Raw genomic sequence first — 11706 nt, 5'->3', positions numbered from 1 at the left:
ATGGCCGTCTTCGAGAAGATCACCATTGCCAAGGCGATCAACGAATCGCTGCGTGCCTCCATGGAGGCGGACCCCAAGGTCCTCGTCATGGGCGAGGACGTCGGCAAGCTCGGCGGCGTCTTCCGGGTCACCGACGGTCTGCAGAAGGACTTCGGCGAGGAGCGGGTGATCGACACCCCGCTCGCCGAGTCCGGCATCGTCGGCACCGCGATCGGCATGGCGCTGCGCGGCTACCGCCCGGTCGTCGAGATCCAGTTCGACGGCTTCGTCTTCCCCGCCTACGACCAGATCGTCACCCAGCTCGCGAAGATGCACGCCCGCGCGCTGGGCAAGGTCAAGGTGCCGGTCGTCATCCGCATCCCGTACGCGGGTGGCATCGGCGCGGTCGAGCACCACTCCGAGTCCCCCGAGGCGCTGTTCGCGCACGTCGCGGGGCTCAAGATCGTCTCTCCCTCGAACTCCTCCGACGCCTACTGGATGCTCCAGCAGGCCATCGCGGGTGACGACCCGGTCATCTACTTCGAACCCAAGCGCCGCTACCACGACAAGTCGCGCCTGGACACCGAGTCGATCCCCGACCCCCTGCACAAGGCCCGGGTCACCCGGACCGGTTCCGACCTCACGCTGGCCGCCTACGGCCCGATGGTGAAGGTCTGCCAGGACGTCGCCAATGTCGCGGCCGAGGAGGGCAAGTCGATCGAGATCGTCGACCTGCGCTCGCTCTCCCCGATCGACTTCGACACCGTGCAGTCGTCGGTGCAGAAGACGGGGCGGCTGGTCGTGGTCCACGAGGCCCCGGTCTTCTTCGGTGCGGGTGCGGAGATCGCCGCCCGGATCACCGAGCGGTGTTTCTACCACCTGGAGGCCCCCGTCCTGCGGGTCGGCGGGTTCCATTCCCCGTATCCGCCCTCCCGTCTGGAGGACGAGTACCTTCCGGGACTGGACCGGGTGCTCGACGCCGTCGACCGTGCGTTGGCGTACTGAGGGTTTGAGGAGAGTTCGTAACCATGACTGCAAGTACCGCCCGAGCCCAGCGCTTCCGCGAGTTCAAGATGCCCGACGTGGGCGAGGGCCTCACCGAGGCCGAAATCCTCAAGTGGTACGTCCAGCCGGGTGACACCGTCACCGACGGCCAGGTCGTCTGTGAGGTCGAGACCGCCAAGGCCGCCGTGGAACTGCCCATTCCCTACGACGGAGTGGTGCATGAGCTGAACTTCGGCGAGGGCGTCACCGTCGACGTCGGCACCGCCATCATCTCCGTGGACACCGACCCCGGCGCCGGGCCGGTCGCGGCACCGGCTGCGCAGCAGGCGCCGCAGGCCGCCGCGTCCACCGAGGAGGAGGCCGAGCCTCAGGGCCGGCAGGCGGTGCTGGTCGGCTACGGTGCCGCGCCGTCCTCGACCAAGCGCCGGGCGCGCAAGCCCCAGGCAGGGGTGCCGGCCCAGCCGGAGCCCGCGCGCGCCGCGCTCCAGGCGGAGCTGAACGGACGGGCCGCATCCTCCGCACCGGCCGCCGCCCCGGTGGCCGCTCCGGCTGCTCCCGCCGTCTCCCCGGCCGCCGCTCCCGTGACTCCGGCCGCCAACGGCGCGGGTGCGGGGCACGCCGGCCGGCCGCTGGCCAAGCCGCCGGTGCGCAAGCTCGCCAAGGACCTCGGTATCGACCTGGCGGCGGTCGTCCCGACCGGCCCGGACGGTGTCATCACCCGCGAGGACGTCCATGCGGCCGCCACCCCGGCAGCGGCGCCGTCCACGACCGAGGTTCCCGGCGCCCCGGCAGCCGCCCCGGCCGAGCCCGGTCTCGTCGATGCCGCCGCCCGCGAGCGGCGGGTGCCGGTCAAGGGCGTACGCAAGGCCACCGCGCAGGCCATGGTCACCAGCGCCTTCACCGCGCCGCATGTCACGGAGTTCATCACCGTCGATGTGACCCGCACGATGAAGCTGGTCCAGGAGCTCAAGCAGGACCCGGACATGGCGGGGCTGCGGGTCAACCCCCTGCTGCTCGTCGCCAGGGCCTTCCTCGTCGCCATCAAGCGTCATCCGGAGGTCAACGCCGCCTGGGACGAGGCGCGTCAGGAGATCGTCTACAAGGACTACGTGAACCTCGGGATCGCGGCGGCCACCCCGCGCGGTCTGATCGTCCCGAACATCAAGGACGCCGGGGTCAAAACACTCCCCCAACTCGCCGCGGAACTGGGCGATCTGGTCGCCACCGCCCGCGAGGGCAAGACGTCCCCGGCGGCGATGACCGGCGGTACGGTCACCATCACCAACGTCGGCGTCTTCGGCGTCGACACCGGGACGCCGATCCTCAACCCGGGGGAGTCGGCGATCCTCGCCTTCGGAGCGGTCAAGCTCCAGCCGTGGGTCCACAAGGGCAAGGTGAAGGCGCGCCAGGTCACCACCCTCGCGCTGTCCTTCGATCACCGGCTCATCGACGGCGAGTTGGGCTCCAAGCTGCTCGCGGATGTCGCGGCCGTGCTGGAACGGCCCAAGCGCCTGATCACCTGGGGATGAGCCGGGATGCGGGACCGGGCGGTTCGGAGCGGTGTTTCACGTGAAACTCCGTCTCGGGACCGCCCCGGCCCCGTGGACGAGCAGCTGCTCGCCCGCCCCGCGCCTCCGCTCCGGCCGTACGGCAGCGCGTACGCCGGCTACCGGCAGGCCGAATCAGAAAGACATCCTCGGCGGGCGCCGCAGCGCACCCATGCCGGTCAGCCGCGGATGAGTTCCACGGCACGGCTGAAGTGAGCCACCGGTCCGACCGGGGCCGACTCATCCGGGTGGGTGGCGCCGCGGGTCAGCGCGAAGCTCGCCCACAGGCCGGCGACGATCAATGCCAGCACGACGGTGTTCCGCGTACGGCGGCCGGCGTTCGTCCTGGGCTGCATGGTCAACTCCCCTTGGGTGTGGGAGCCTCCCCGACTCCCTGCCTCTATTCACCCACGGAATCCGTGCCGGACCGTACGCGGCAGGTATGGACTCTTGTCAGACTTGAGGCGGACCCGGCATCGCTCTCCGGTACCTCTTTCGGCAGACGGCGGGCCCGTTGCGGGAAAGGGTTTGCGGCCGTCGGCCGGGCTGCCTACGGTCGGCGGAATGAGCAGCGAAATGATCATCCGGCGCTACCGGGCATCCGACCAGGACGTGGTCACCGATCTGTGGTCCCGGGCCGTGCAGAAGGCGCATCCCTTTCTCGACGGGGAGGACCGGGGCGAACAGGCCCGGATCCTCCGTGAGGTGGACCTCGTCCGGACGGAGAACTGGGTAGCTGAGCGTGAGGGCAGCGTCGTCGGGCTGCTCGGAATGCTGCCCGGCGGGGACGGGGACGGAAGCGGGGACGGTCCCGGGGCCGGTGTCGGGGGGCTCGTTGTGGCGCCGGAGGCCCAAGGGGCCGGTATCGGGCGGGAGTTGGTGGAGCATGCGGCGTCGCTGCACGGTGCGCTGACCCTGGAGGTCTTCGAGGGGAACGGCACGGCCCGGCGCTTCTTCGCGCGTCTGGGCTTCACGGAGCGGGGGCGGCGGACGGACGAGGAGACCGGCCATCCGGTGATCGCCCTGGAGCGGGCCGCGCCGCTGAAGTCGGTGGGCTGGCTGCATGTGCGCGACGGGCGGCTGCTGAGCGTACGGACGCGGGGGAATGACACGTTCTATCTCCCCGGTGGCAAGTACGAGCCCGGGGAGACGGCGCGGGAGGCCTTGTCGCGTGAGCTCAGCGAAGAGCTCGGCCTGCTGGTGCCGGTGGAGGACCTTTCGGAGGCGTTTGTCATCCATGACGTGGCCCACGGCAAGAACGGGCGCCGGCTGCGGATGACCTGCTTCACCGGCGGGCCCCAGGACATCACACCGGTCCCCGGCCGGGAGATTGCCGAGTTCGCCTGGTTCGACCGCCAGGAGGCGCGTGAGCGCTGTGCCCCCGCCCATTCGCAGGTGGTGAACCGGCTGATCGCCCAGGGGCGGATGCCGGGCTGAGGGCGCGGCGGCCGGGGGGCGGCGGTCGGGCCGGGGTGGCCGGGGCCGGGGGCCCGCCGCCCGGCCGTCCCTCCGCGGCAGCCGCGACTCCCAGCGTCCCACCAGGACCCCTGGCCCCGCCTCACCCCCCACGCCACCTCCCCCCACCCCGCTCCTGTCCGCATCGCGGAATGAAGTACCGGACGCATACCTGTTGTATCTATCCTGTGTGCATGCCCTCTGCCTCCACGCCCACCGCTCCTGCCAGAGAGTCCGCCGCCAAGCAGCCGCCCGCCGCCGAGCGGGTCTATGCACACATCAAGGACGCCGTCCTGGATCGCCGCTACGAGGGCGGGATGCTGCTCACCGAGGGGGAGCTGGCCGACGCGGTGGGGGTGTCACGGACGCCGGTGCGGGAGGCGCTGCTGCGGCTGGAGGTCGAGGGGCTGATCAAGCTCTACCCGAAGAAGGGCGCGCTGGTGCTGCCGGTCTCCGCGCAGGAGATCGCCGATGTCGTCGAGACCCGGCTGCTGGTGGAGAAGCACGCCGCGGCCAAGGCGGTGCCCGTGAGCGAGACGCTGGCCGGCGAGCTGACCGAGCTGCTGGAGACGATGCGGGAGCAGGCCGCGGCCGGTGATCTGGCTGCCGTCTCCGTCACCGACCGCGCCTTCCATGCCGCCATCGTGCGTAGCGCCGGCAATCAGATCCTGGACCGGCTCTACGAGCAGCTGCGCGACCGCCAGTTGCGGATGGGCGTAGCCGTGATGCATGCCCACCCCGACCGGATCGCCAAGAACATCACCGAGCATGCGGAGATCCTCGAGGCCCTGCGCGCAGGGGATGCGGACGCCGCGACCGATGCCGTGCAGCGGCACGTCAGCTGGGTCCGTCACCTCGCGCAGGGGGACGTGCGATGAGCGGTGGTTCCGAAAGCTCCGGCAGCCCCGGCAACTCCGGTATACGCGGCTGCTCCGCCCGGCTGCTGCCCGCCGACCCGCCCGGCGGCCGTAAGGCCATGGCCGTCTGGGGCATCGGCGTCGCGGTCTACTTCGTCGCGATCACCTACCGCACCAGCCTCGGCGTGGCGGGCCTGGACGCCGCCGAGCGCTTCCACATCAACGCCTCGGCGCTGTCGACGTTCTCCATCCTTCAGCTACTGGTGTACGCGGGGATGCAGATTCCCGTGGGTCTGATGGTCGACCGGCTCGGTGCCAAGAAGGTACTGACCCTCGGCGTGGTGCTCTACACCGTCGGCCAGTTCGGCTTTGCGCTCTCCTCGTCGTACGCCATGGCGCTCGGCTCCCGTGCGCTGCTCGGCTGCGGGGACGCGATGACCTTCATCAGCGTGCTGCGGCTGGGCTCGCGGTGGTTCCCGGCCCGCCGCGGCCCGATGATCGCCCAGATCGCCGCGCTCGTGGGGATGGCGGGCAATCTGATCTCCACCCTCATCCTCGCCCGGTTCCTGCACAGCTTCGGCTGGACCCCGACCTTCGCCTCCAGCGCCGTCGGCGGCATCGTCGTGCTGATCGTGCTGCTGCTCTTCCTCTCGGACCACCCCAAGGGCTTCGAGCCGCCGCCCGCATCCGCCGAGCACACCGGCACGGGGTTCGTGCGCCGGCAGATCATGGACGCCTGGCGGGAGCCCGGCACCCGGCTGGGCATGTGGGTGCACTTCACCACCCAGTTCCCCGCCATGGTGTTCCTGCTGCTCTGGGGGCTGCCGTTCCTCGTCGAGGCGCAGGGCCTGTCGCGTGGCACCGCCGGTGAACTGCTCACCCTCGTGGTGCTCTCCAACATGGCGGTGGGCCTGATCTACGGCCAGGTCATCGCCCGCCATCACGCCGCCCGCATGCCACTGGCACTGGGCACCGCCGGCGCCACGGCTCTGATGTGGGCGACGGTCCTGTGCTGGCCGGCCGACCATGCGCCGATGGGGCTGCTGATCGTGCTCTGTGCGGTGATGGGCGCCTGTGGCCCCGCCTCGATGATCGGCTTCGACTTCGCGCGGCCCGCCAACCCCCCGGAGCGTCAGGGCACCGCCTCGGGCATCGTCAACATGGGCGGCTTCACGGCCTCGATGACGACGCTGCTCGCCATCGGCGTCCTGCTGGACGCGACCGGCGACAACTACCGGATCGCCTTTGCCTCGATCTTCGTCCTGGAAGCGACCGGGGTCTCCCAGATCCTGCGGCTGCGGCGGCGCGCGGCACGGCGCGAGCGCGAACGGCTGGTGGTCAGCCGGGTGGAAGCGGTCCACGTGCCCGCATGAGGCCTGCAGGCCGGTCGGTCGGCGGCCGGTCCGTTTCACGTGAAACGGACAGGGCTGTTTCACGTGAAACGGCTCACTCCGGGGCCAACTGCTCGTGGCCGGCCGACGGTCAGGGCATCGAGTGGGGTCCCCCCCCACCGGCCCCGCCCCGCTACGGCGTGATGGCGAAGTTGCCCAGGATCGCCTGGGCCAGCTCCTCATCGCCGTCGATCTTGATCTGTTCGGCGACGGCCGCCGGGCGGACCCGGCCGCAGGCCAGCTGGTGGAAGGTGTCCCAGTCCAGGGCGAGCGTCACGGTCGGGCCGAGCGAGACACTGCCGTCGATCGTGGCATTGCCCTCGGCGTCGAGGCGGACCGTGCGCAGGAATTCCAGCGGCCCGCTGACATCGAAGACCACCGCCGAAGCGGCGGGCGCCTGGGCCCTCTTGGCCACGATGCCGGGCAGCGCCTTCACCAGCAGATCGCGGGTCACCTGCGCGCCGGGGGAGTCGAGATTGCCGGGCTTCTTGAGGGCCCGGCGGAGGTCCTGCTCATGGACCCAGACATCGAACGCCCGCTGCTGCAGCACGAATTCCAGCGTACGGTCCTCACCGAGCGGGCTGCGCACCACGGCGTCCGGCTGCCGGGACTCGTTGCGCAGCTGCCGTGAGCGGCGGATGACGGTGTATTCGAGTTCGCTCAGCATCTCCGGCGCGGTGTGGTGCCGGCGGACGTCGACCTGCACCTCCATGCGTCGCGCCGACTCGCTGCGTACGTGGTAGAGATCGCGCGGCAGCGTATGGATCGGCCGCGGGTCACCCAGCATTTCGCATTCCAGGCCGATGACATGGGAGACCACATCGCGAACGGACCATCCTGGCAGGCCCGTCGCCCCGTTCCACTCGCCTTCGACGAGCGGAGTGACCAGCTCGGTTATCGCTTCTATGGAGTGAGTCCAGGCATCGATGGAGGATTGAAGGCTGGGATGGACGGTCACGGGACCCCTCGGACGGTTCGTACGCGGGCTGCTGTCTGTGCAGTTAAGTTACGCTGCGCACGGGCACCCCGGCAGTGCTTTCGGGTGACCATCGTAGGCCGATGTTGCGGGGCCGCAGAGGGCCGTACGGCCGGGAAGCCCGCTCCTCAGTCGTCTCCGCGCTCCCGCTCCGCCAGCCGGACCACACACACCGCGATGGCGATCAGCAGCGGCGGATCCGCGTCGTCCCGTACGACATTGACGGCATAGGTGTCGCGCACGGTCAGCCAGCGGCGCGAGATCTCCGCCAGCAGTTCGCCGTCGTACTCGATCGCGAACTCCCGGTCCAGGATCTTTCCGCTGACATCCAGCTCGGTGCCGTCCACCAGCGCCACGCGGTAGTGGTTGCGCAGCAGCGAGAGCCGCTTGCGCTTGATCGTGGCCAGCGGCTGGTCATCCCGCTCGATGGTCATGGTGTCGCGCAGGCTGAGCATCTTCTTGCGGATGGTGATCAGCACCCGCCGCTCGGTGTTCTTCAGCTCGAAGGTCTCCCGCAGCCGCAGCGCCTTCCCGTCCACGAGGAAGGCGTGCCGCCCGTGCTCGTCGTCGATCCAGTAGTCGTCGCCGATGCCGAAGATGCGGTCGCGCACCAGGTACTTGCCTGAGTGCCGGGGTGACCCCCCGGGGGATTGCTGCATGGCTGACGTGTTCCCGCGGGGACCTGCGGAATGTGCACGCACCGGAGTGACGTTGAATGTGCACATGGCTTCACGTGCACGCGTCCGCGCTCCCGAGCTGATCGGCAAGGGTGGCTGGCTGAATACCGGTAACAAGGATCTGACCCTCTCTGACCTGCGGGGACGCATTGTCGTTCTGGATTTCTGGACTTTTTGCTGTGTGAATTGTCTGCACGTCCTGGACGAGCTGCGGGAGCTGGAGGAGCGGCACCGCGACACCGTCGTGATCATCGGCGTGCACTCCCCGAAGTTCGTGCACGAGGCCGAGCACCAGGCGGTCGTGGACGCCGTGGAGCGCTACGGCGTCGAGCACCCGGTCCTCGACGACCCGGAGCTCGCCACGTGGAAGCAGTACGCGGTACGGGCCTGGCCGACGCTCGTGGTGATCGACCCCGAGGGGTATGTCGTCGCCCAGCACGCCGGCGAGGGCCATGCGCACGCCATCGAGAAGCTGGTCGAGGAGCTGGAGGCCGAGCACGCGGCGAAGGGCACCCTGCGCCGCGGCGACGGCCCCTACGTACCGCCGGAGCCGGTCGCCACCGATCTGCGCTTCCCCGGCAAGGCGGTCCGGCTTCCCGGGGGCAGCTTCCTCGTCTCGGACACCACCCGGCACCAGCTGGTGGAGCTGGCCGCGGACGGTGAACGGGTGCTGCGGCGGATCGGCACCGGCGAGCGCGGTCTGACGCCGGACTCCTTCAACGAACCGCAGGGCCTGGCACTGCTGCCCGACGGCCGGGTGGCCGTCGCGGACACCGTGAACCACGCCCTCCGCGTCTTCGACCCGGCATCCGGTGCGCTGGAGACCGTGGCCGGCACCGGCAAGCAGTGGTGGCAGGGCTCGCCCACCTCCGGGCCGGCGCGCGAAGTGGATCTCTCCTCACCGTGGGACCTCGCCTGGTGGCAGGACCGGCTGTGGATCGCGATGGCCGGGGTGCATCAGCTGTGGACCTGGGATCCGGCCGCCGGCACGGTCGAGGTCGCGGCCGGCACGACCAATGAGGGCCTGGTGGACGGCCCGGCCGCGGAGGCATGGTTCGCCCAGCCGTCCGGCCTCGCCGCGGCCGGTGACCGGCTGTGGATCGCGGACTCGGAGACCAGCGCGGTCCGCTGGGTGGAGCGCTCCGCACCAGGTGACGGCTATGTCATCAACACGGCCGTCGGCACCGGCCTCTTCGACTTCGGGCACCGCGACGGCGCAGCGGACCAGGCGCTGCTCCAGCACCCGCTGGGCGTGACCGCCCTGCCCGACGGCTCGGTCGCCATCGCGGACACCTACAACCACGCACTGCGCCGCTTCGATCCCGCGACCGGCGAGGTGACGACACTGGCGACGGATCTGCGCGAGCCGTCCGCAGCGGTGCTCGTCGACGACGACATCGTGGTGGTGGAGTCGGCGCGGCACCGGCTGACCCGGCTGCGGCTGCCCGAGGAGGCCGTCCGCGTCGCCTCGGTGGCGCACCGCACCCAGCGCGCGGCCACCGAGGTCGCCCCGGGCGCGCTGCGCCTGGAGGTGGTCTTCCAGGCCCCGGCCGGTCAGAAGCTCGACACCCGTTACGGCCCCTCGACGCGGCTGCTGGTCAGCGCGACGCCGCCGGAACTCCTCGCCGACGGTGCGGGCGCGGGCACCGACCTCGCGCGGGATCTGGTGCTCGCGGACGGGGTGACCGAGGGGGTGCTGCATGTCTCGGCGATGGCCGCGTCCTGCGACGACGCCCCGGACATCGAGTACCCCGCCTGCCATGTGCACCAGCAGGACTGGGGCGTTCCGGTCGAGATCGCCGAGGGCGGGGTGGCCCGGCTGGGGCTCGTGCTGGCGGGGCTGGACGCCGGGTAGGAGCGGGATCCCGGGCCCGTCGGCCGGGCCCGGGACGGGGTCAGGCCGGCGGGCCGGTGCGTCGGCGGATCAGTTCCCGACGCCGCCCGCCAGCTGAGCCCCGTGAAGGCTGGAGCTCCAGTTGGTGACCTTGCTCTTGCCGACGGAGACGTGGAGGCGCTTCTCCGCGAAGTTGACGGTGACCGGACCGTGCGTGACCGAGCTCGCCGAGATGCCCATGAAGTCGATGGTCACCGACTTCTGCTCGGTGCCCTTGGTGGCTGCGGTGTTGGTCGGGATGACCGCGTAGGCGTAACCGTGGGCGGGCACGGTGATGCGGGTGCCGTCGAAGTGGCCGGGCGTGCCCTGCAGCAGGGGCAGCGGGGACTTGGCGTTGTTGAAGCGCAGCAGCGGGGCGTTGTAGAGCTTGCAGTCGTGGCTGGTGGAGTTCTTGAACTTCACCGCCACATGGCTCTTCGGACCGGTCTGCTGCGAGAACGTGACCTTGTACGTGCTGGGGTAGCAGTCGGGCACCCGCCGGGACGCCGTCCCCGCTGCGCCGGCCGCGGCCGCACTCCCGCCGATGATCCTGCGCTTCTTGGTCTTGGAGGTCTTGGAAGTCTTGGAAGACGAGAAGGAGGACTTCTTCGACTTCTTCGAGGAGTGGCTGTTGCAGCCGGTCAGGGCGAGGGAGCCGGCCAGTCCGAGGGCCAGTGCGGCGTACGCGGCGGAACGGCTGCGGGAGCGGCGTGCGGTCATGGGTGGTTCCCCCAGTGGAGTGCTGCAATCAGCGAGGCGCGTCTGGCATGGCACGGCCACGATATCCATTGCCGGCGGATGCGCCAGGGTGGGTTCGCCGGGGCCGTGGCCGATGTGGCAGCAAAGCGGGGCAGATGGTTCGTACGCAGCGGAGATCGGCCCGTAGCCGGGGATGAAGAGCAGCCCCGGGGCGGCGCGGGGCCACCCCGGGGCAGGCACCGGAGAGCGTCCGGGCAGGAGACAGGGCGCCCGCTGGGGGAGTGCGGGCGCCCTGGTTCAGGGGGCTTCGCCGGTCGCGTCGCGCGGCCCGGGTCAGCGGGCCGGGGTCACCAGGCGGCTGCGTCGTTCGCGTCCGACTGCCAGTACGTCACCCACGCGCTGTCGTCGAGGTGCACCGAGCCGCCGGGGAGCGCCACCGCCGCCGAGCCGCCGATGCTGCCCTTGCCGTCGCGGCCGGGGAGGCTGACCGTCAGCGAGGTCACGGTGCGGCCGTTGCCGCCGGATCCGTCGGCGGACGAGGTCAGCACGCCGGCGTAGCCGGACTCGCCGGGGGCGAGGGTGACCACGGACTGCGGCCTGCTGGCGGGCAGTTCGGCGAGCGGGGACTGCGCCTGGTCGAACCGCAGGTAGGGGGAGTAATAGAGGTCGCAGACGGCACCGGAGGTGTTGGTGGCCTTCAGCAGAAGGTGGTTGACCGGCCGGGTCAGCCGCTCGGCGACGATCCGGATCTTCGCGGCATCGCACGCGGTGTGCCGGACGGCGGAGACACGGGCGGAGGCGTTGGGGGACGTGGCCGCGCGGCGCGAGCCCGTCCCGGTGGTCTTTGTCCCCGCGTCCGTTCCGGTGCCGTTGCCGCCGCGCTCCGCGTAAACCTGCTCCGTCCGGCCGCCTTCGCTCCGGCCGCCATCGGTCCCGGTGCCGCCCTGCCCGGCCTCCTCGCCCTGGCCCGCCGAGGCTGCGGCGACCTGGGGCGACGGGTTGAACGGCTTGGCCGCGCTCGTCTTGAGCGGGTTGTCCTGGCCGCCGCAGGCGGTGAGGGTGAGCGCGGCGGCGGCGGTCAGCCCGGCCGCGGCGATCCGCAGCGTACGGCGGCGGACGGTACGGGACCCACGAGAGGCAACGGTGACGGTCCGGGTGCCGGCATCGCCGGCGGCTTCGGATCGGGCGTGGCTGCGCGGCATGTCCGGTCTCCCCCGGTCGGTGGTCCGCACCGCCCCGGCGGTACG

Annotated in this window: 11 protein-coding genes; 6 read left to right on the top strand and 5 right to left on the bottom strand. The window is 70.9% G+C overall.

Annotated elements, in window-relative coordinates:
* Together CFW40_RS17310 and CFW40_RS17305 are read left to right on the top strand one after the other, a co-directional pair.
* Nucleotides 1-984, top strand: coding sequence for an alpha-ketoacid dehydrogenase subunit beta (locus tag CFW40_RS17310; RefSeq protein ID WP_088798750.1), 984 nt, complete (start codon nucleotides 1-3; stop codon nucleotides 982-984).
* A 23-nt stretch (nucleotides 985-1007) separates the two neighbouring features.
* On the top strand, nucleotides 1008-2513 hold the full coding sequence (locus tag CFW40_RS17305) for a dihydrolipoamide acetyltransferase family protein (RefSeq protein WP_088798749.1): 1506 nt from the start codon (nucleotides 1008-1010) through the stop codon (nucleotides 2511-2513).
* Nucleotides 2514-2710: 197 nt separating this feature from the next.
* On the opposite strand, the gene CFW40_RS37115 is transcribed toward CFW40_RS17305, so the two are convergent.
* The gene (locus CFW40_RS37115) at nucleotides 2711-2887 is read right to left on the bottom strand and encodes a hypothetical protein (protein WP_176956477.1); all 177 of its coding nucleotides are present in this window, start codon (nucleotides 2885-2887) and stop codon (nucleotides 2711-2713) included.
* A gap of 208 nt (nucleotides 2888-3095) precedes the next feature.
* Here CFW40_RS37115 and CFW40_RS17300 point away from each other — a divergent pair, with 208 nt between their 5' ends.
* The 3 genes from CFW40_RS17300 to CFW40_RS17290 all read left to right on the top strand — a co-directional run bounded on the left by CFW40_RS17300 (nucleotide 3096) and on the right by CFW40_RS17290 (nucleotide 6216).
* Entirely contained in the window at nucleotides 3096-3968 is an 873-nt protein-coding gene (locus CFW40_RS17300) for a GNAT family N-acetyltransferase (protein ID WP_088798748.1), read from the top strand.
* A gap of 212 nt (nucleotides 3969-4180) precedes the next feature.
* The gene (locus CFW40_RS17295) at nucleotides 4181-4864 is read left to right on the top strand and encodes a GntR family transcriptional regulator (protein WP_088802179.1); all 684 of its coding nucleotides are present in this window, start codon (nucleotides 4181-4183) and stop codon (nucleotides 4862-4864) included.
* A 98-nt stretch (nucleotides 4865-4962) separates the two neighbouring features.
* Entirely contained in the window at nucleotides 4963-6216 is a 1254-nt protein-coding gene (locus CFW40_RS17290; protein WP_088802178.1) for a nitrate/nitrite transporter, read from the top strand.
* Nucleotides 6217-6367: 151 nt separating this feature from the next.
* Here the strand turns inward: CFW40_RS17290 and CFW40_RS17285 are convergent, their stop codons facing one another.
* Together CFW40_RS17285 and CFW40_RS17280 are read right to left on the bottom strand one after the other, a co-directional pair.
* Nucleotides 6368-7192 carry a maleylpyruvate isomerase family mycothiol-dependent enzyme gene (locus CFW40_RS17285; protein WP_088798747.1) on the bottom strand — a complete coding sequence of 275 codons (825 nt, stop codon included), beginning with the start codon at nucleotides 7190-7192 and terminating at the stop codon, nucleotides 6368-6370.
* A 146-nt stretch (nucleotides 7193-7338) separates the two neighbouring features.
* The gene (locus CFW40_RS17280; RefSeq protein WP_088798746.1) at nucleotides 7339-7869 is read right to left on the bottom strand and encodes an LURP-one-related/scramblase family protein; all 531 of its coding nucleotides are present in this window, start codon (nucleotides 7867-7869) and stop codon (nucleotides 7339-7341) included.
* Nucleotides 7870-7933: 64 nt separating this feature from the next.
* On the opposite strand from CFW40_RS17280, the gene CFW40_RS17275 reads away from it, so the two are divergent.
* Nucleotides 7934-9742 (top strand): NHL domain-containing thioredoxin family protein, encoded by a 1809-nt coding sequence (locus CFW40_RS17275; RefSeq protein WP_088798745.1) that lies wholly within the window; start codon nucleotides 7934-7936, stop codon nucleotides 9740-9742.
* A gap of 69 nt (nucleotides 9743-9811) precedes the next feature.
* Here the strand turns inward: CFW40_RS17275 and CFW40_RS17270 are convergent, their stop codons facing one another.
* Entirely contained in the window at nucleotides 9812-10480 is a 669-nt protein-coding gene (locus CFW40_RS17270) for a DUF4232 domain-containing protein (protein WP_088798744.1), read from the bottom strand.
* A 326-nt stretch (nucleotides 10481-10806) separates the two neighbouring features.
* On the bottom strand, nucleotides 10807-11661 hold the full coding sequence (locus tag CFW40_RS17265) for a DUF4232 domain-containing protein (RefSeq protein ID WP_088798743.1): 855 nt from the start codon (nucleotides 11659-11661) through the stop codon (nucleotides 10807-10809).
* Nucleotides 11662-11706 lie beyond the last annotated feature (45 nt).

Origin of the sequence: Streptomyces sp. 2114.4, assembly GCF_900187385.1 — a bacterium.
Lineage (GTDB): Bacteria > Actinomycetota > Actinomycetes > Streptomycetales > Streptomycetaceae > Streptomyces > Streptomyces mooreae.
Note: the sequence above shows the minus strand (reverse complement) of the source record. Positions and strands in the feature narration are given on the sequence as shown.

Coding starts and splice junctions, on each gene's coding strand:
- CFW40_RS17275 (WP_088798745.1), top strand. CDS start 7,934: ATGGCTTCACGTGCACGCGTCCGCGCTCCCGAGCTGATCGGCAAGGGT.
- CFW40_RS17290 (WP_088802178.1), top strand. CDS start 4,963: ATGGCCGTCTGGGGCATCGGCGTCGCGGTCTACTTCGTCGCGATCACC.
- CFW40_RS37115 (WP_176956477.1), bottom strand. CDS start 2,887: ATGCAGCCCAGGACGAACGCCGGCCGCCGTACGCGGAACACCGTCGTG.
- CFW40_RS17300 (WP_088798748.1), top strand. CDS start 3,096: ATGAGCAGCGAAATGATCATCCGGCGCTACCGGGCATCCGACCAGGAC.
- CFW40_RS17270 (WP_088798744.1), bottom strand. CDS start 10,480: ATGACCGCACGCCGCTCCCGCAGCCGTTCCGCCGCGTACGCCGCACTG.
- CFW40_RS17310 (WP_088798750.1), top strand. CDS start 1: ATGGCCGTCTTCGAGAAGATCACCATTGCCAAGGCGATCAACGAATCG.
- CFW40_RS17305 (WP_088798749.1), top strand. CDS start 1,008: ATGACTGCAAGTACCGCCCGAGCCCAGCGCTTCCGCGAGTTCAAGATG.
- CFW40_RS17295 (WP_088802179.1), top strand. CDS start 4,181: ATGCCCTCTGCCTCCACGCCCACCGCTCCTGCCAGAGAGTCCGCCGCC.
- CFW40_RS17265 (WP_088798743.1), bottom strand. CDS start 11,661: ATGCCGCGCAGCCACGCCCGATCCGAAGCCGCCGGCGATGCCGGCACC.
- CFW40_RS17280 (WP_088798746.1), bottom strand. CDS start 7,869: ATGCAGCAATCCCCCGGGGGGTCACCCCGGCACTCAGGCAAGTACCTG.